At 59.1% G+C, this 17,016-nt stretch carries 18 protein-coding genes; all 18 read left to right on the forward strand.

Annotation, left to right across the window (positions count from 1 at the left end; genetic code table 11):
- Positions 1–68 precede the first annotated feature (68 nt).
- Positions 69–1,382 carry a flagellar hook protein FlgE gene (locus EPK99_RS15285; RefSeq protein WP_128443937.1) on the forward strand — a complete coding sequence of 438 codons (1,314 nt, stop codon included), beginning with the start codon at positions 69–71 and terminating at the stop codon, positions 1,380–1,382.
- 14 nt (positions 1,383–1,396) lie between these two features.
- A complete protein-coding gene (gene flgK, locus EPK99_RS15290; RefSeq protein WP_128443938.1) occupies positions 1,397–2,884 on the forward strand; it encodes a flagellar hook-associated protein FlgK in 1,488 nt (495 codons plus the stop codon).
- Positions 2,885–2,886: 2 nt separating this feature from the next.
- Positions 2,887–3,915: a flagellar hook-associated family protein gene (locus EPK99_RS15295; RefSeq protein WP_128443939.1), complete on the forward strand. Its 1,029-nt coding sequence runs from the start codon at positions 2,887–2,889 to the stop codon at positions 3,913–3,915.
- 47 nt (positions 3,916–3,962) lie between these two features.
- Positions 3,963–4,310, forward strand: coding sequence for a flagellar biosynthesis regulator FlaF (gene flaF / locus EPK99_RS15300; RefSeq protein WP_128443940.1), 348 nt, complete (start codon positions 3,963–3,965; stop codon positions 4,308–4,310).
- Positions 4,307–4,756: a flagellar biosynthesis repressor FlbT gene (gene flbT / locus EPK99_RS15305; protein ID WP_128443941.1), complete on the forward strand. Its 450-nt coding sequence runs from the start codon at positions 4,307–4,309 to the stop codon at positions 4,754–4,756. Before flaF ends, flbT begins: the two co-directional genes overlap by 4 nt.
- On the forward strand, positions 4,747–5,193 hold the full coding sequence (gene flgD / locus EPK99_RS15310) for a flagellar hook assembly protein FlgD (protein WP_128443942.1): 447 nt from the start codon (positions 4,747–4,749) through the stop codon (positions 5,191–5,193). The genes flbT and flgD overlap by 10 nt, the downstream gene beginning before the upstream one ends.
- 106 nt (positions 5,194–5,299) lie before the next feature.
- Entirely contained in the window at positions 5,300–5,566 is a 267-nt protein-coding gene (fliQ, locus tag EPK99_RS15315; RefSeq protein WP_128443943.1) for a flagellar biosynthesis protein FliQ, read from the forward strand.
- Positions 5,567–5,706: 140 nt separating this feature from the next.
- The gene (gene flhA, locus EPK99_RS15320; RefSeq protein WP_128443944.1) at positions 5,707–7,797 is read left to right on the forward strand and encodes a flagellar biosynthesis protein FlhA; all 2,091 of its coding nucleotides are present in this window, start codon (positions 5,707–5,709) and stop codon (positions 7,795–7,797) included.
- Positions 7,794–8,546 carry a flagellar biosynthetic protein FliR gene (fliR, locus tag EPK99_RS15325; protein ID WP_128443945.1) on the forward strand — a complete coding sequence of 251 codons (753 nt, stop codon included), beginning with the start codon at positions 7,794–7,796 and terminating at the stop codon, positions 8,544–8,546. The genes flhA and fliR overlap by 4 nt, the downstream gene beginning before the upstream one ends.
- A gap of 7 nt (positions 8,547–8,553) precedes the next feature.
- Positions 8,554–8,973 carry a hypothetical protein gene (locus EPK99_RS15330; RefSeq protein ID WP_128443946.1) on the forward strand — a complete coding sequence of 140 codons (420 nt, stop codon included), beginning with the start codon at positions 8,554–8,556 and terminating at the stop codon, positions 8,971–8,973.
- Positions 8,974–9,106: 133 nt separating this feature from the next.
- Complete coding sequence (locus tag EPK99_RS15335) at positions 9,107–9,667, forward strand: rod-binding protein (protein ID WP_128443947.1); 561 nt, start codon at positions 9,107–9,109, stop codon at positions 9,665–9,667.
- A gap of 14 nt (positions 9,668–9,681) precedes the next feature.
- Entirely contained in the window at positions 9,682–10,047 is a 366-nt protein-coding gene (locus EPK99_RS15340) for a hypothetical protein (RefSeq protein ID WP_128443948.1), read from the forward strand.
- Positions 10,047–10,580, forward strand: a complete 534-nt coding sequence (locus EPK99_RS15345; RefSeq protein WP_128443949.1) for a hypothetical protein — start codon at positions 10,047–10,049, stop codon at positions 10,578–10,580. The genes EPK99_RS15340 and EPK99_RS15345 overlap by 1 nt, the downstream gene beginning before the upstream one ends.
- Positions 10,581–10,707: 127 nt before the next feature.
- Entirely contained in the window at positions 10,708–11,337 is a 630-nt protein-coding gene (locus EPK99_RS15350) for a hypothetical protein (protein WP_128443950.1), read from the forward strand.
- A gap of 80 nt (positions 11,338–11,417) precedes the next feature.
- Positions 11,418–13,166, forward strand: a complete 1,749-nt coding sequence (locus tag EPK99_RS15355) for a GumC domain-containing protein (protein WP_128443951.1) — start codon at positions 11,418–11,420, stop codon at positions 13,164–13,166.
- Positions 13,167–13,285: 119 nt separating this feature from the next.
- Positions 13,286–14,185 (forward strand): bifunctional methylenetetrahydrofolate dehydrogenase/methenyltetrahydrofolate cyclohydrolase FolD, encoded by a 900-nt coding sequence (folD, locus tag EPK99_RS15360; protein ID WP_128443952.1) that lies wholly within the window; start codon positions 13,286–13,288, stop codon positions 14,183–14,185.
- 136 nt (positions 14,186–14,321) lie between these two features.
- The gene (locus EPK99_RS15365; RefSeq protein WP_128443953.1) at positions 14,322–15,683 is read left to right on the forward strand and encodes an ABC transporter substrate-binding protein; all 1,362 of its coding nucleotides are present in this window, start codon (positions 14,322–14,324) and stop codon (positions 15,681–15,683) included.
- Positions 15,684–16,002: 319 nt separating this feature from the next.
- Positions 16,003–17,016 (forward strand): carbohydrate ABC transporter permease, encoded by a 1,014-nt coding sequence (locus EPK99_RS15370; protein WP_128443954.1) that lies wholly within the window; start codon positions 16,003–16,005, stop codon positions 17,014–17,016.

The following is a 17,016-nucleotide window of genomic DNA, read 5'->3' on the forward strand; positions in this document are numbered from 1 at the left end:
GATAAACAGACAGCTTCACGCAAGGCCCGCTTATTAAAACTCAAAAGCCTAAATGAACGAGGATTCCTATGAGCCTTTTTGGAACCATGAAAACCGCCGTATCCGGTATGTCGGCACAGGCGAACCGCTTGGGCACCGTCGGCGACAACATTGCCAATTCTTCGACGACTGCCTACAAGAAAGCATCGACCTCGTTCTCGTCGCTCGTTCTGCCTTCGACGGCTGGCGCTTACAATTCGGGCGGCGTAGAGACATCGACCTCCTACGCGGTCTCCGAGCAGGGTGCGCTTGAGTACACCACCTCCAAGACCGATCTCGCGATCCAGGGCAACGGTTTCTTCGTCGTCCAGGACACCGCTGGCAACACCTTCCTGACGCGGTCTGGCAATTTTACCAAGGACGAAAGCGGATATCTAGTGAATGCGGCCGGCTACACGCTGCTCGGCTACTCCTACGAATCCGGCACGCCCACCACCGTCGTCAACAGCTATGACGGCTTGATCCCGATCAATGTCGGCGGCAACGATCTCAGCGCAGTCGCATCCACCAACGGTTCACTGGCCGGCAACCTCAACAGTGCGGCTGCGGTGGTGACGGATCACCTTCCGAGCGAAAATACGACCGACGTCAAAGTCGATATGAACAGCACGCTCAAGACGTCGCTGACGAGCTATGACAGCCTCGGCAATCCTGTGGTTTACGACTTCTACTTCTCCAAGACCGCCACGGAGCCGGACGCATGGGGACTGACAGTCTATAACGCAGCCGATGCGAGTAAGGCTGGCAATGGCAGCTTCCCCTATCAGGATGTCGATGGCAATCCAGTCAGCCCGGTGATGTCGGATATTCCGCTAACCTACGACGCCAACGGCAAGCTGGTCGATGTAGATAGCAGCCCTGACAATCTGTCGATCCTTATCGACGAGGATGGCGACGGCGCTGGCATCAAGATCGACTTGTCCAAGATGACGCAGCTTGCAGCAAAGTCGAATATTTCGAGCGGCAGCGTCAACGGCAGCAAGCCGAGCTCGATCGAGAGCGTCAAGATCGATGCCGCCGGCACCATCAATGCGGTCTATGCCGACGGTTCGACCAAGCCGCTCTACCAGATCGCGATGGCAACGGTCGAAAGCCCGGACAATCTCGAAGTAGGCTCGGGCAACGTCTACAGCACCACCAGCGATTCGGGCGTCGTCACGCTCGGCTTTGCAGGCACCAGCGGGTTCGGGAAGATCGTTTCCGGCGCGCTGGAAACCTCCAACGTCGATCTTGCGAACGAGCTCACCGAGATGATCGAGTCTCAGCGCAGCTACAGCGCGAACTCGAAGGTATTCCAGACCGGATCCGATCTGATGGACGTACTAATAAATCTGGTCCGGTAGTTGGGAGTTAAACGATGTCACTTGCATCGGCACTGAGCACGACAAAAAATACCCTCAGCAATTCCGCAACGCAAACCGCGGTCTTGTCGACAAACGTCCAGAACGTCAGCAACAGCGATTACAATCGCCGTACTGCGACGGTCACGACGAATGCCTACTCAGGTGCCACAACCGTCGCAATCGACAGGACGCAGGATTCGGCGCTCCTGAAGCAGACGTTGACGTCGACATCGGACGATGCAGGACAGCAGACGCTCCTGTCAGGGTTGAACTCCCTTCACGCAATCATGGGCGGCGACGACTACGCGCTTGCGCCGTCCAAGGCACTCGCAGACATGCGGGATGCTCTGCAGGCCTACGCGGCAACGCCGGGCGACTCGACCCTCGCATCCGCGGCTGTGAATTCCGCCGTGGACGTGGCGACCTCGCTCAACACGGCGACCACCGAAGTGCAGAACCTGCGGGCGGATGCCGACCAGCAGATCGGGACGTCCATAGACAAGCTCAACAAGCTCTTGAGCCAGTTCAAGGATGCCAACGACGCCGTCATGGCAGCCACGTCTGCCGGCGCGGATGCCAATGACGCGCTCGATACCCGCGAAAGCCTGTTGAAGCAGATCTCCGGCATCGTCGGGGTCAGCACGGCCACGGGCAGCGGCAACAACATGTCGATCTACACGAGCGACGGCATCACCCTGTTCGAGACTTCTCCGCGCACCGTCTCATACGATCCAAGGACCAGCTATTCTGCCGCAAATTCCTCCGGTACTCCGATAAAGGGTAGCGCCATCTACATCGACGGCGTCGAGCTGGGCGCCGGCAAGAACAGCGACAGCACGGCTCAAGGCTCCCTTCAGGCGTTCCTGCAGCTGCGCGACGAGATCTATCCGACCTATCAGGACCAGCTGGACGAAATCGCCCGCGGCTTGGTTTCGATGTTTTCCGAAAAGAGTGGCGCCGACTCTGTGCCGGGGCTGTTCGGACCGGCGTCAGGCTCGGTCGCGGATTACGACCCGGAGCCCAATTACAACCCATCTCCGGATACTCCTCAGGTCATCCATGGCCTGGCCGGCCTGATCACCGTGAATCAGGCTGCGATAAATGATCCGTCGAAACTCCGGGACGGCTCGATCGCAGGTGACACGCAGAATCCAGACGGTGCCAGCGGCTTTTCAACACTGCTTAACCAATATGTGGCAGGCTTCGAAACCGCGAGGGACTTCGATCCCGCCGCACAGATCGGCAACAGCGCCTCGATCCTCGACTATTCGACGGATTCTGTCGGCTGGGCCGAAGAATACCGTAGCGGTGCGACCAACGCATCCGAAACGACCTCTGCGATGCTGTCGCGTTCGACGGAAGCTTATTCCAATTCGACCGGCGTCAACCTGGATGAAGAACTGATCCTGCTCCTCGATGTGGAGCAGTCTTACAAAGCAGCATCAAAGCTGCTGTCCACCATCGATGATATGCTTGGCGCCCTGATGGAGGCTGCGAATTAGTCATGAAGACAACGTCCATCTCATCCCTGTCCGTCAGCCAGGCGATGCAGCTCACCGTCTCTAGCTCGCATGCCGAGATATCGAAACTTCAGAAGGAATCCGTCAGCGGCACCTTCGAGGATGTCGGTCTGGAACTGGGCACCAGAACCTCCACGAGCCTTGATTACGACCGCGAGACTGCGCGCCTGCAAGCGATCATCGACTCCAATTCAATGTCGAACCAGCGCATGCAGTCGTCCCAGCTTGCCATGCAGCAGATGTCGGATTCTGGGCAGACCTTGCTCAATTCGCTCGTGGCCTTGTCCGGAAGCAGCGACTCCACCAGCTTGCAGGTATCGGCCGATACCGCCATGTCGGTGTTGGAGAACTTCAACAGCTATGCGAACGTCTCGACAAACGGGGAATATCTTTTCTCGGGGATCAACACGGATGTTGCACCGCTCGGCGATACGTTCATCGGCGACCTGAAGGACAACTTCAACACGAGCCTCGACGACTTCATGTCGAGCAACGGCATTGCTTCGGCTTCGGATATCACGTCCAGCCAGATGAAGACGTTTCTGACGGATTACACTTCAAACTTCGATTGGTCCGTCTACAGCAAGGCCTCCGACAACAAGATGTCGAGCCGCATCAGCACGTCCGAAAGCGTCACCACGTCGAGCAGTCTCAACGGAGACGGCTTCAAGAATCTGGCGCTTTCCAGTCTGATCACGTCACAGCTGGCGACCAAAGGTCTGTCTTCCGACGCCTTGAGCGCCGTCAACACCCAGGTGACCACCTTGGCTGGCTTGGCTGTCTCCGGCATCGACGCAGAACGGTCGTCCATGGGCCTTTCACAGGAGCGTGTCGAAAAAGCGAACACGGCCATGAAGTCGCAGATGGGCATTATCAATACGCAGCTGACGGGTCTCGTCGGTGTGGACACCTACGAGGCGTCGGTCCGTCTCAACACTCTGCTCACGCAGGTTGAGACCTCCTATAAGATAACCTCGAAGATACAAGATATGAGCCTCGTCAACTATCTCTGAAGATTAGTTGTCGGTGGCACTTCGTTTGCAACATGAGGGAAGCAAGCATGTTCCAGTTCGCGTATGCCGAGGTAATTAAGGATGACCTCGCAAGCGCTCGTGAGAGAGAACGCCAGGTATTGGATCGTTCGATCGAACTTCTGTCCGCTGTTCCGGACAAATCCCGCTATGGGCAGGAAGCCGTAGAAGCCATCCACTACACGCGTCGCGTTTGGACGCGTTTTATCGAAGATCTGAACCAGCCCGACAACGAGCTCGGCATAGAGCTGCGGGCAAAGCTTATCTCCATCGCTCTCTGGATACTGAAGGAATGCGAACGCATTCGAAAGCGACAGTCCGACAATTACCAGGGGATCATTGACGTGACTACCATCATCAGGGATGGCCTAAGATGAAAAGCACACTACGGATATCATTGAAGTCTGGCGAGAAGATCTTCATCAACGGCGCAGTTCTGCGGGTCGATCGGAAGGTTTCGCTCGAGTTCCTGAACAACGTCACGTTCCTCCTGGAAAACCATGTTCTCCAGCCCGAAGATACGACGACGCCGCTTCGCCAGCTCTATTTCATCGCCCAGATGATGCTCATCAATCCCGACGGCAAGGAACAGGCGACAGCAATGTTCCGCCGCTCGATCATGATGCTGCTGTCCTGCTTCCGGAACCCGGAAATCATCAAGGAGCTGAAGCAGATCGACGCGCTGGTCGCTTCGGATCGCGCATTCGACGCATTGAAGGCGATCCGGGCCCTGTACCCGGTCGAGGAACGCATCTTGAACAATGATGAAGTTGGCCCAGCGGCGATCGCCGGCCTCAGAAGGGAAATGGCATCATGGCAATAGATCCCCTCAATTCAGCCGCCGCTGCCAAGACCGCGAACAGCACGAACTCGGCTTCATCGTCCGACGCTTCGAAGGCATCCCTGAACTATGATGCCTTCCTGCAGCTTCTGATCGCTCAGATGAAGAACCAGGATCCGACCGATCCCATGGATGCCAGCCAGCAGATCTCGCAATTGGCGACGTTCTCTCAGGTGGAGCAGACGATCAAGACGAATACGAATCTGGAAAGCCTGATCGCCCAGTCCTCCTTGTCGAATGCTTCCAACTACATCGACAAGACAATTACAAGCGCCGACGGCAAGACCAGCGGCGTTATAGCCTCGGTCGAGGTGACTAAGGACGGTCTCACGGCCACCACGACGAAAGGCGACAAGATCGCTGTCGGAGAAGGCATCACCATCTCCACCACCAAGCAATCTACGCCGTCGTCGAGCTAAACGCTGTGGCGGGCAGATCAGCGGTCTGCCCGTTCGATTGTATTGGGCGCTGGCAGCTGTCATCATGGATCTGCGATTCGCGTGATAATGCCAGGACCCGACCACCATGAACGAAGCCGATGCTCTTGATGTCATGCACACGGCCATCTGGACGGTTCTCATAGCCTCCAGCCCGGGCGTGCTGACGGCCATGATCGTCGGCCTCGTCATCGCTCTTATTCAGGCGCTGACCCAGATTCAGGAAATGACACTCACCTTCGTGCCGAAGATCGTCGCCGTCATGGTGGCGCTTGGCATTGCTGCTCCCTTTATCGGCGGGCAGATCGGGCTGTTCACCGACATGGTCTTCTCCCGCGTCCAGACCGGGTTCTGAAGCGGGTCGCCACCTTCACGCAAGCTTCGCCAACTAAAACAGACCTGTCGTAGCAGGTCCGGTTGCATGTTTATGTCCGGGGTTGCGCGATCCACGGGGCGCAGCAAGCGCCTTCTTGTCTCATGAAGAGATAGAGCGACATGGCAATAAGCAGCACCACCGTTCTACCGAGCAAGCCCGGGCTCAACGGCCGGGACATCGGTTTCGCCGTTGGCATCGTCTCTATCCTCTGCATCCTGTTCCTGCCGATCCCGGCCTTCCTGATCGACATCGGCCTGGCCTTCTCCATCGCCTTGTCGGTGCTCATTCTCATGGTTTCGCTGTGGATCCAGCGGCCGCTGGACTTCTCGGCATTTCCGACGGTGCTGCTGATCGCCACCATGATACGTCTGGCGCTCAACATCGCGACGACGCGTGTCATCCTTTCCCACGGTCACGAGGGGCACAATGCCGCCGGCGGCGTCATCGCGGGCTTTTCCAGCCTGGTGATGTCCGGCGACTTCGTCATCGGTCTGATCGTCTTTCTCATCCTGATCGTCGTCAACTTCATCGTCATCACCAAGGGCGCAACGCGTATCGCGGAAGTCGGCGCGCGCTTCACCCTCGACGCTATCCCCGGCAAGCAGATGTCGATCGACGCCGACTTGTCGGCGGGCATTATCGACGAGAAGGAAGCGCAGCTCAGACGTCGCGAACTGGAAGAGGAAAGCTCTTTCTTTGGCGCCATGGACGGTGCCTCGAAGTTCGTGCGCGGCGACGCCGTCGCCGGCCTGCTGATCACCACGATCAACGTGTTCGGCGGCATCATCATCGGTTACTTTCGCCATGGGATGGAAATCGGCCAGGCGGCCGATGTCTTCGTCAAACTCTCCGTCGGTGATGGTATCGTTTCTCAGGTTCCGGCGCTGATCGTCTCGCTGGCCGCCGGCCTCATCGTTACCCGCGGCGGCACGCTCGGTTCCACCGACAAGGCTGTCATCGGCCAGCTGAGCGGATATCCTCGAGCATTGTGGGTTGCTGCTGGGCTGATGGCGACCCTTGCGCTGGTTCCGGGCCTGCCCTTCATCCCCTTCATGGTTCTTGCGCTTCTCATGGGCGGCAGCGCCTGGGGCATCCCGAGGCAGATCGAAGCCGAGAACAAGCGGCTGCGCGAGAGCGAGGAAAGAAAAGTCGTGGAGACGCGCGAATCCGAGAAGGATTCGGTCAAGAACGTTCTCAAGACGGCAGAGGTCGAACTGGCGCTCGGCAAGCAGGTCTTTCCGCGCCTGCTCGGCACCCACCAGGAGCTCGGCTTCCGCGTGGCGAAGATGCGCAAGCGATTTGCGACCCAGTACGGCTTCGTCGTTCCGGAAATCAAGGTCATCGACGACATCGCTATTCCGGACAAGTCCTACCAGATCCGCATCCATGGCACGACGGTCGCCAGCAGCACGCTGCGGCTCGGGGAAGTCCTGGTCATCGTCGGCCAGGGCCGCAAGCCCACCGTCCCGGGCGACGAGGTGCGCGAACCGACCTTCGGCATGCCGGCCGTCTCGGTGCTGGAGCACTTCGTAGAAGACCTGAAGCGCGAGGGTTTCCACCCGATCGACAACGTCTCCGTGCTGCTCACGCATGTCAGCGAAGTGATCCGGAACAACCTGCCGCAGCTTCTCTCCTACAAGGACGTGAAGATTCTGATCGACCGGCTGGATCCGGAATACAAGAAGCTCGCCGACGAGATGTGTTCGTCTCACATGTCCTATTCCGGCCTTCAGGCGGTTCTCAAGCTGCTGCTGGCCGAACGGGTCTCCATCCGCAACCTGCACCTCATCCTGGAAGCCCTTGCCGAACTGGCGCCGCATGTCCGCAAGACCGAGCAACTGGTCGAGCATGTTCGTGTCCGTATGTCTCAGCAGATCTGCGGCGACCTCGCCGACAACGGCGTACTGCGCGTGCTTCGCCTGGGCTCGAAATGGGACCTGATGTTCCACCAGGCCATCAAGCGCGACGCCAAGGGCGATATCATCGACTTCGACATCGATCCGCGCACATTGGAAGAGTTCAGCGAGCAGGCCGGCCAGGTTATCCGTGAATATATGGATCGGGGCCTGCCTTTCGTACTTGTCACATCGCCGGAAACGCGGTCCTATGTTCGCATGATTATTGAGCGGCTTTTTGCGACGCTTCCCGTTCTGTCGCATGTCGAGCTGGCGAAAGGTATCGAGATCAAGGTGCTTGGGTCGATTTCATGATAACGGACCCGCAGGGAACGCTTCTGGCGCTTTTCCTGGCGTTCTGCCGCATCGGCGGCTGCTTCATGCTGATGCCGGGCTTCTCCTCCGCCCGGCTTCCCATGCAGGTGAGGCTGTTCCTGTCGCTTGCCCTGTCGATGGCAATTCTGCCGATGATCTGGGACACGATCTATCCGAAAACGACTGCCGATCCTGCCACCTTCGGCATGATGATTGCCTCTGAAACCGTGGTTGGGGCTGTCTTTGGCCTGATCGCACGTCTTTATACCGTCGGGCTGCAGTTTGCCGGCACTGCCATCGCCACGGCGATTTCCTTCAACGGTCCGCCCGGCAGCGACATCATGGAAGACTCCTCGGAAAACCAGCTGACCGGCATGTTGTCTCTTGCCGGCCTGCTTGTGCTGCTGATGCTGAACTTCCATCACATCGTCATCAAGTCGCTACTGGATTCCTACACCACGATCCCTCTGGCGCAAGGGATGGAACCGCGGCGGATACTCATCACCTTGACCGACACGCTGTCTGCGACCTTCATGATCGTCCTGCGGCTGATGAGCCCGTTTCTGCTCTACAGCATCATGTTCAACCTCGCGGTCGGCTTCATCAACAAGATGGCTCCGCAGATACCGGTCTATTTCATATCGACGCCCTATGCCCTGATGGGCGGAATATTCCTGTTTTACCTGGGCATTGCCGCGATTATCCAGGAATTCGTGAAGGGCTTCGCCACCGTCTTCACAGGACTATGAGGCTGCCATGGCAAATGATTCGAAGTCGGAGAAACTGCGACGTCTCGTGGACGTACAGCGTCAGCTCGAGAAGCTGGCCGAATTCGAACTCAGCGTCGCCATTTCGCGCCAGGCGGAAGTGACGACCTCCATCGTCTCCACCATCAACGCGATTTCATCGGTCGATTCGCTGCACCAGCAGTTCGCCAAGAACTACAGCGAACGGCTGACCCGTTTGTTTACGAGAAGCCAGCAGCTCGCGATCCAGCAGAACATCCAGGAAGCCAAGGTCTTGAGGGAGAAGACCAAGGGGGACCGTCTCGAAGACAAGATGAAGGACGCGGAAGTCGCCGAAGAGCGGCTGAAGGAGGACGAGCGGATGTACGATCTCGTCGATCTTGGATTGCTCGCAGCCACGCCAGTTTCCAGCAAGCTTGATGACACATGATTGTCGTCGCGGAATACTGAAGCGTGTCGCGATCTTTCAGAGTAGCGCTCCACGCTTTAAGTCTTTGTTTTATCGCATATCGTTGACGCAAAACCGAGACACGCTTTTGCGCGACATGCTGTAGGAGTTGAAATTGGCTATCTCTCCCCCGAGCGATCTGGTCCTGGATGTTGTCCAGGCCGCGGATCCTGGTTTGCTTCAGGCGGCACGCGACAAGCTGAAGGCGAACGAGGCGGCGAACCAATCAGTGTTGCTAGCATCGAACGGCGTGGGGTTCTCCCAGGCTGTCAGCAATACCGATAAGGCGGCGTTTCCGGACGTGGCCAATGTGCGCGTTAGCCACCACAAGGACATCCCGGAAACCTACCGGAAGTTCGAGGCCAGCGTCGCCTCGACCTTCATCCAGAACATGCTGCCCTCGGACAGCGAAGAAGTTTACGGCAAGGGTGCCGCAGGCAACTTCTGGAAGGGCATGATGGCGGAGCAGATTGCCGATGCGGTGTCCAAGCAGGGTGGCTTCGGCATAGCCGAGAAGCTGTTCTCGCAGTCCGTGCAGCATGCGCGCGGCCAGACACCCAACGCCACCACCGATGAAAACGACCGGCAGTTGGCCGTGAGTATGATCACCGACTTTCAGCGGCAAGTTCTTTCCCCTGCCCAGACTGACACCAACGCCAAGAAAACAAACTCTTAACATTGAAGGTTGATATGGAAGTCGTTTCTACCGACTATCGCATCAAGACTGTTCTGTCCCGTCTTGAGATGATCATCGACAACGAAAACGAGCGCATCGGTCGCGATTCGGGCTTTGACCTCAAGGTGTCGAACGCCCACAAGAGCCGGTGCCTATACGAGCTGACGACGCTGTTCCGGGGTCCGGACGTCAAGGAGACTTCGGCGCCCTATCTCGATCAGCTGATCGGGCTGAAGAAGAAGCTGAAGCTCAACGCCCAGCGTGTCGAAGCGCATCTAGAGGCTGTTCGCGCCGTTGCGGACATCCTGAAGAATGCGGTCAAGGATATGGATGCCGACGGCACCTACTCCGAACATCAATTTCGGTATGGCGCTTCCTGATGCTTAAGGTGCTGCTGATCGGGCTTTGGGTATGTCTCGTCTCCATCGGAGGCGTCTACCTTTCCGTGCGGATGTCTCAATCGAGCGCGGAGGCGGCTGCCGCCCCCGTTCCGGTCGTCTCGACAGTCGTGCGCGGAACCCCCCTCAGCATGCCGGTTATCAAAAACGGGGCCGTGGAAGGCTACTTCCTCGGCCGCATTTCACTTTCCGTCGATGCCGAGAAGTCGAAGAAGGTGCAGCTTCCCATGGACGTCATGCTGACGGACGAGCTCTTCAGCCTGCTGATGGGAAATCCCATGATCGACCTCAAAAATGTCGGCGGCTTCGATCCGGAAAAATTCCGGACGAAGATCAAGGAGGGTCTCAACTCCAAATTGGGTGACGCCGTCGTCATGAACGTCATGATCGAACAGCTCGACTACATGTCCAAGGACACGATCAAGTCGAACTCGGAGCGCCGCGGCAATCCCATTCCGCCCCAGAAGATCGTCGAAGGCACCCCCGTGGAAGCCACTCCCGCGCCATCGCACTGAGAGGCGCGACTCCTGGTTGTCGCACAGGTAAGCTTTTCGCAACATCGGTGGCATTTTACCGAACCGCTTAAAAGCATGATCAGCGCTCGTTGCTATCCTCCCGCCATATCGTCTTGGGAGGAATGTCTTGGGCACATTGGCCGAATACATCAGCGCGCCGCCGCTTCGCAGACCGCTCGACAGCATACCGGAGACGATGAGCTGGAACGAAGCTTTCATGCTGGTCGAACGCGTCATAGGCCAAGGCGGGCAGCCCTCCAAGCTGAGCTTTGCCGGCAGCGTCATCGATCTGGCCAGTTGGTCCGATGGCCGATGGAGAAGGCTCAAGCGTTTTTCCCTTCGCAAGGCCTCCGGCAATAGAGGATGGAGCCGCTTTTTTCGTCCTATGCCATCCTCTCGCTTCAGCGCCAGCAGATTCGTGCCTAGCCTGATGACCTTCATGGATAAAAGCTGTCGCATCGGCTTGGTCGCAGCCGATCAGCATAGTCTCGAAACTCTGCGTTCGGATCTCGCCCGCCATGCCCCATGGCACCAGTTTCTTGCTCTTGGTCCACACCAGCAGGTATTCCAGCGTCTCGATCTCGTCATTTCGGATTCGGAAGCGTCGCTATACCGGATGCAGGTGCATCAGCCGGCTCTTCGGCGGCATATGGGTCTTGCCATCTGTGCGCCTGGATTGTTCCTGAGACCGAGTCTTGCGGCCCGCTCGGCGTCGCCGCGGCTAATCGCTTCGCATCGATCGGAGCTGGGGCGTTAACTCTTTCTTTGCCATCAAAATTTAGACTGCATTAATCAGTGCGCCGCGTCGAGCGGGCCACGGATAGGATGCGGTCGTCCATGGACAAATTGGAAACTATCAGCGGCAGGGGGAACGAAGGTTCGGCCGGCGAGGCGCCCTTGCGTCCCGGTTCGCCGCGCGCGACCTCCATGGTCATTGGGTTTTGCGCCCTGCTAGGGGGCTTGCTTCCGTTCGTCTTTCAACCGGAATCCGTATCGCGATATGTCGCGGAGACGCAAGCCCGGGTGCAGACCGTGGACGATGCGGCGGTTACGAATGCCATTGCAGGGTTGAAGTCGAAGCAGAGTCTCGACAACCTGATCCACTCGCTCGACCTGACGCACGACGACAACTTTGCCCCCCATAGTCCAGGCTTTGTGCAGGTTGTTTCCGACATCGTCTCCGGCGGCGGCATGACCATTGCTCAAGGCGAGGCACAGATCCGCGACCGGCTGGCTGAGGCCATTGCGGTCACCTACGACCGCGGCAGCCGCTTGGTCCGTGTCTCGGTAACCGCAGGCGAGGCCGGCAAGGCGAACAAGCTTGCCGATACGCTGAGCGGCATGTTCTCGGACGGCTTGACCTATGCCGCGGGCAGAACCGATCCCGCCTTGGAGGGCTTGCGCCAGGCGCTGGAGCGGGCGGAGGCAGCTCTGTCCGGCTTCCTGTCGCATATGGACGAAAAGCGCGTCATTGAGCTCCGCCAGTTCCGGTCCGATAAAGAGACTTTGGCGGCGCAGATTGCGCAGGCGGAGGCTGACCTTGCGGCATTGTCCCGGAAGGCGACGCAGGCGTCGTCCATGACCGAAGACGACGTGTTTGCCAGGCCGCTTCCCGACAATGTGGAATTTACGGGGCTTGAATATCAACGGCAGAGGCAGGTTCAGGCCAAGCTCACTGTCGATCAGCTCTCGGCCAATCTTGGCCCGCGCCATCCGCGTCTTCTGGCCGCTCAAGCAGCACTGGATGAGGTCCGAAAGGACATGCAGCAGGCTATCCGCCAGCTGGTGTCTTCACTGCAGCGCGAGCAGGCCGAAGCCGTCAAGCAACTTGCTGAGATGAAAGCGCGCCGCGATGGGATGGCAGCAGACAAGGACAAGGCCGATGGCGCCGAACGCCTGGCATCGCTCGAAACCGCGGTGGACGAGGCGCGCAACAACTACCTTCAGGGCCAGCAGAATGGCGCGGTCACCCCGGCCAAACCGGCGGCGCCCGCGGTCCAGTTCGTAAAGCCGGCTGTGGTGAGGCGGGCCGATACGGCCGCTACCATTCCTTGGTTGTGGTGCGCAGCCGGCGCGGGCCTTGGGTTCGCAGCTGCCTCCGCTGTGGTGGTATCGTTCCGCCGCCGCCGGGACGCGTTTGCCGAGGAGCAGCATGTCGCGGAGACCGAAGCCGACCTCGACTGGATGCAGGATGTGGATTTGCTTGCCGACGACATCAATACCGGCGAGGAGCCGGAGCCGGTCCGTCAGCATTGGCCAGAACGCGCGCATTCGGCCGCCATTGAGCCGATCGTGTCCGACACCTGGCCTTTGGTTGCCGCCAACGACCGTTCGCTCGTGGATCAGATCAACGACGTGCTGATGGCAAACCGCCGTCCCGTAGCGGAGGTGAAGCTTCCGCCTTTGGTGGCCGCCGTCATGGCGGGTGGGCTCGGCTCGGTTGAAACCAAACGTCCTGCCGCTGCCTCACCGGTCGAGGATGACCCCAAGGACGAGCAGGACATCGTGGCACTGCGCCGCGAGATGTCGGAGCTTCGCGACAAGCTGCGCTTCTACTCCGAACGCCGCTTTACCGGTCGCGGGTAGACCCTCACATATCGAATCAGCTTGCATTTGTTCCTGATGGACATCATAGGGCGCAAGCGGGCAAGTCATTCCAGGCAGGTCCGAGTATGAGGCGGAATGTCTAGCGTGGGAGATGGCGTGTGGCGGTTGTGATCGATGGAAAGCAGGCGGCGGCATCCGTGATTTTGGCTGTCAGCGAGGCGGCAGGTTCGCTGGAAAAGGCGACGGGGGTAAAGCCCGGCCTGGCTGTCGTCATCGTCGGCAATGATCCCGCCAGTCACGCTTATGTCAGCTCCAAGAGCAAGATGGCCAAGCAATGCGGCTTCAACTCCGTACAGCACAGCTTGCCCGAGGAGACGACGCAGGAGGAGCTCCAGACACTGGTCTCCGGACTGAATGCCGATCCCTCCATCCATGGCATCCTGGTTCAGCTTCCGCTGCCCCGGCACCTTGATACGGAGCCGGTGATCCAGTCCATCTCGCCTGAAAAGGATGTGGACGGCCTGAACGTCGTCAATGCCGGCAAGATCGCTACGGGCGACCTCGATACGGGCCTCATATCCTGCACGCCAGCCGGCGCCATGCTGCTCGTCAAGCGTATCCATGGTGAGGACCTGTCCGGGCTCAATGCCGTGGTGATCGGCCGCTCCAATCTGTTCGGCAAGCCCATGGGCCTGCTGCTGCTTGCCGCCAATGCGACGGTGACCATGGCGCATTCGAGAACCAAGGATTTGGCGGCCGTCTGCCGCGGCGCCGATATCCTGGTTGCCGCCGTCGGCCGTGCCCAAATGGTCAAGGCCGATTGGGTAAAGCCGGGTGCGACCGTGATCGACGTCGGCATCAACCGCGTTCCAGCTCCCGACAAGGGCGAAGGCAAGACGCGGCTGGTCGGCGATGTCGATTATGCTGACGCATCCGCCATTGCCGGCGCCATCACGCCGGTTCCGGGCGGTGTCGGCCCGATGACGATTGCCATGCTGATGGCCAACACGGTCATTGCTGCCCATCGCGCCGCCGGACAGCCGGCCCCGAAGTTCTAGCCTTGCTCAAGGGTCGCCCCGCAAACCGTCATCGCGGCCCTTGACTCCCCCGCCAGCGCCTTAAATCCTTGGCAGTGTTACAGTGTCTTCAAGGAGGCCGCTCCGGCGGTGAGGACGTTAAGGGAGGATGGATCTGATGAAGGCGTTGTTTTTGGTGGGCACGGCCGTGGCAGTTCTGCTGGCAGGTGCCGCTCAGGCCCAGGAGTTGAAGTTTCCACCGGGGCAGGACTCTCGCTTCAACTGGAAAAGCTATGACGACTTCAAATCCAGCCACGGCAATCTGAAAGGGCAGGGACTGACCCTGTTCGGCCCCTGGCGCGGCGAAGATGAAATCCTGTTCAACAGCGTGCTCGCCTATTTCAACGCAGCGACCGGCGTCGATGGCCGCTATTCCTCCTCCGAAAACTACGAGCAGCAGATCGTCATCGATACGCAGGCGGGATCGCCGCCCAATATCGCGATCATGCCGCAGCCGGGCTTGCTGACCGATCTGGCCGCCAAGGGTTTTCTGACGCCGCTCGGCGAAGAGAATGCCGACTGGATCAAGCAGAACTACGGCGCCGGCGAAAGCTGGGTCGGCTACGGCATCTACAAGGGCAAGGATGGAAAGGACGCCTTTTACGGCTTTCCCTACAAGGCCGATCTCAAATCCCTGATTTGGTACGTGCCGGAGAATTTCGAGGAAGCGGGCTACGAAATCCCCAAGACCATGGAGGATCTGATCAAGCTTTCCGACCAGATCGTCAAGGATGGCGGCGTGCCGTGGTGTATTGGTCTCGGATCGGGAGGCGCCACCGGCTGGCCAGCAACGGACTGGATCGAGGATCTGATGCTGCGCACGCAGAAGCCCGACGTCTATGACAAATGGGTGAGCAACGAAGTGAAGTTCGACGATCCGGCTGTGGTCGGCGCGATCGAGGAATTCGGCAAATTCGCCAAGAACGACAAATATGTCAGCGGCGGCACGGCGGCCGTCGCCTCGACGGATTTCCGCGACAGTCCCAAAGGCCTGTTCGAGATCCCGCCCAAGTGCTACCTGCACCATCAGGCCTCCTTCATCTCCTCCTTCTTTCCGCCGGACAAGAAGCTCGGAGCCGACGCCGATTTCTTCTACATGCCGACCTATGCCTCCAAGCCCGATCTCGGTACGCCGGTTCTCGGCGCCGGCACCATCGTCGCCATTACGAAGGATTCGCCGGCCGCCAAGGCCTTCATCGATTTCCTCAAGACGCCGATCGCCCATGAGGTGTGGATGGCCCAAGCAGCCTTCCTCACTCCATACAAGGGCGTCAATCCCCAAGCCTACGCCAACGACGCCTTGAGGCGGCAGGGCGAGATCCTGACGTCAGCCACCACCTTCCGCTTCGACGCGTCGGATCTCATGCCGGGCAAGATCGGCGCCGGTGCCTTCTGGACGGGCATGGTGAACTATGTGGGCGGCAAGGATGCCAAGACGGCTGGTACGGATATCCAGAAGGCCTGGGACGGTTTGAAATAGGGACTTAGGCAATTTTAAAACTATCGCATTGTGAAGCCCCCCTCATCCGGCCCTTTGGGCCACCTTCTCCCCGTTGGGGAGAAGAGAAGTTGCCGGCACGTTGACGATCATCCTCTCCCCTCGGGGAGAGGTCGCCGAGCGAAGCGGAGGCGGGTGAGGGATAGGCCGCCAAGAACGGCAGAAGGGGAGGGGAACGAGCCGCAACGCCTCCGTCCCAATCCAGCGGCGGCACGGCCGGGTTAAGCCCTCCCCCTTGTGGGGAGGGGCCTTCGATTGCGTGCGGTTAACAAGAAGATAGGCGAAAAAGGGGAGGGATTTGATGATATCGCAGCTCGTCTCGTCGGTTGGCGTGGTCATAGCCGGCGTCTTCTTCTGCGCTCTCTATTACTGGCTTTCCGACAGGCTGCTGCAGCTGATCTTCCCTGTCCGGGATGGCGATGTCCGCACTGCCTCGCTCAATCTCAACCGGCGTGCCTCCGTCCGTCCTTGGCTCTTCCTCGGCCCGGCGCTTCTGCTTCTGGCGGTCTATCTGGTCTACCCGGTCGTCGCGACCTTCATCCTCTCCTTCTATGACCGGTCGGGAACCACTTATGTGGGTGCTGCCAACTATCTCTGGGCGGTCAATGACGCACAGTTCCGCCAGGCGATCTTCAACAATGTCCTCTGGCTCGCCGTCGTGCCGGCCGCCTGCACCTTCCTAGGCCTCGTCATCGCCGTGATGACCGACCGGATCTGGTGGGGCAATATCGCCAAGAGCCTGATTTTCATGCCCATGGCGATTTCCTTCGTCGGCGCCTCGGTGATCTGGAAGTTCGTCTACGAATATCGCGGCGGCAAGGAAGCGCAGATCGGCCTGCTCAACGCCATCGTGCAATTCTTCGGCGGCGATCCGCAGGTGTGGATCTCCATGCCCTTCTGGAACAATTTCTTCCTGATGGCGATCCTCATCTGGATCCAGACCGGCTTTGCCATGGTCATCCTGTCGGCGGCGTTGCGTGGCATCCCCGAGGAAACCGTCGAGGCGGCCGTCATCGACGGCGCCAATGGCTGGCAGATCTTCTGGAAGATCATGGTGCCGCAGATATGGGGCACGATCGCCGTCGTCTGGACCACCATCACCATCCTCGTGCTGAAGGTGTTCGACATCGTGCTGACCATGACCAACGGCCAGTGGAACACCATGGTGCTGGCCAATCTCATGTTCGACTGGATGTTCCGGGGCGGTGGGGATAGCGGCCGAAGTGCGGTCATCGCGCTGGTCATCATGGCAGCCGTCACGCCGATCATGATCTGGAACATCCGCCAGGCAAGCAATCAGGGCGGAGGGCGTTGA

This window comes from Neorhizobium lilium, assembly GCF_004053875.1.
GTDB classification, from domain to species: domain Bacteria; phylum Pseudomonadota; class Alphaproteobacteria; order Rhizobiales; family Rhizobiaceae; genus Neorhizobium; species Neorhizobium lilii.

What these genes read in the sequence shown, in the direction of transcription:
- EPK99_RS15285 (WP_128443937.1), top strand. Translation starts at nt 69, where the DNA reads ATGAGCCTTTTTGGAACCATGAAAACCGCCGTATCCGGTATGTCGGCA.
- flgK (WP_128443938.1), top strand. Translation starts at nt 1,397, where the DNA reads ATGTCACTTGCATCGGCACTGAGCACGACAAAAAATACCCTCAGCAAT.
- EPK99_RS15295 (WP_128443939.1), top strand. Translation starts at nt 2,887, where the DNA reads ATGAAGACAACGTCCATCTCATCCCTGTCCGTCAGCCAGGCGATGCAG.
- flaF (WP_128443940.1), top strand. Translation starts at nt 3,963, where the DNA reads ATGTTCCAGTTCGCGTATGCCGAGGTAATTAAGGATGACCTCGCAAGC.
- flbT (WP_128443941.1), top strand. Translation starts at nt 4,307, where the DNA reads ATGAAAAGCACACTACGGATATCATTGAAGTCTGGCGAGAAGATCTTC.
- flgD (WP_128443942.1), top strand. Translation starts at nt 4,747, where the DNA reads ATGGCAATAGATCCCCTCAATTCAGCCGCCGCTGCCAAGACCGCGAAC.
- fliQ (WP_128443943.1), top strand. Translation starts at nt 5,300, where the DNA reads ATGAACGAAGCCGATGCTCTTGATGTCATGCACACGGCCATCTGGACG.
- flhA (WP_128443944.1), top strand. Translation starts at nt 5,707, where the DNA reads ATGGCAATAAGCAGCACCACCGTTCTACCGAGCAAGCCCGGGCTCAAC.
- fliR (WP_128443945.1), top strand. Translation starts at nt 7,794, where the DNA reads ATGATAACGGACCCGCAGGGAACGCTTCTGGCGCTTTTCCTGGCGTTC.
- EPK99_RS15330 (WP_128443946.1), top strand. Translation starts at nt 8,554, where the DNA reads ATGGCAAATGATTCGAAGTCGGAGAAACTGCGACGTCTCGTGGACGTA.
- EPK99_RS15340 (WP_128443948.1), top strand. Translation starts at nt 9,682, where the DNA reads ATGGAAGTCGTTTCTACCGACTATCGCATCAAGACTGTTCTGTCCCGT.
- EPK99_RS15345 (WP_128443949.1), top strand. Translation starts at nt 10,047, where the DNA reads ATGCTTAAGGTGCTGCTGATCGGGCTTTGGGTATGTCTCGTCTCCATC.
- EPK99_RS15355 (WP_128443951.1), top strand. Translation starts at nt 11,418, where the DNA reads ATGGACAAATTGGAAACTATCAGCGGCAGGGGGAACGAAGGTTCGGCC.
- EPK99_RS15365 (WP_128443953.1), top strand. Translation starts at nt 14,322, where the DNA reads ATGAAGGCGTTGTTTTTGGTGGGCACGGCCGTGGCAGTTCTGCTGGCA.
- EPK99_RS15370 (WP_128443954.1), top strand. Translation starts at nt 16,003, where the DNA reads ATGATATCGCAGCTCGTCTCGTCGGTTGGCGTGGTCATAGCCGGCGTC.